This is a genomic window from Tepidimonas fonticaldi (assembly GCF_001675355.1).
Lineage (GTDB): Bacteria > Pseudomonadota > Gammaproteobacteria > Burkholderiales > Burkholderiaceae_C > Tepidimonas > Tepidimonas fonticaldi.
Window position 1 is genome coordinate 1 of sequence record NZ_LZDH01000059.1, and the last position, 605, is coordinate 605.

The window sequence follows — 605 nt, forward strand, 5'->3', positions numbered from 1 at the left end:
CCTCGCTGCGTGTGAGCAGGTAGCGAGCCATGTCCAGCGTGGCAATTGGGGAAGGCCGGCGCAGCGGGAGCGAAGCGGCGAAGCTGGCCAGCAGTGAGCAGCAATCGTCGTTGGCCTCCCATACCGGCAGCATCATCGGCTCGAAGCGAGTTTCCAACTGGTCATCGGAGCGGATGGCTAGGTAGGCGTCGCGCGTGCCTACCCCAACCAACGGGATGCGCAGTTCGTTGCCGAGGAAGCGCAGCAGGCTGAGGAATTCCCGGCGGTTGACGCTGTTGCCGGCCAGCACGTTGTGCAGCTCGTCGATCACCAGCATGCGCACGCCGACCTTGCGCAGCAGTGCCAGAGCCAGTTGCTCCATTTCCGGCAACCGTGGGCGTGGGCGCAGCGGCGCGCCCATCGCGGCGAGCAGCGCGACGTAGAAGCGGATCACGGACGGCTCGGACGGCATCTGCACGACCAACACCGGGATGTGCTCCTGGTCGGCGTCGGAGCTGGCCGGGTGGGTGCGGCGGAACTTCTCGACGATCATCGACTTGCCATTGTTGGTCGGGCCAACCAGCAGCCGGCTGGGCCTGCGTTGCTTGTTTGGCCACGCATAAAGG

Annotated in this window: 1 protein-coding gene; it reads right to left on the bottom strand. The window is 65.8% G+C overall.

What is annotated here, in order from left to right; all coding sequences use genetic code 11:
* Positions 1 to 605 (bottom strand): TniB family NTP-binding protein (locus tag A9O67_RS10245; RefSeq protein ID WP_068610014.1); only part of this gene is annotated, 605 nt, incomplete at both ends.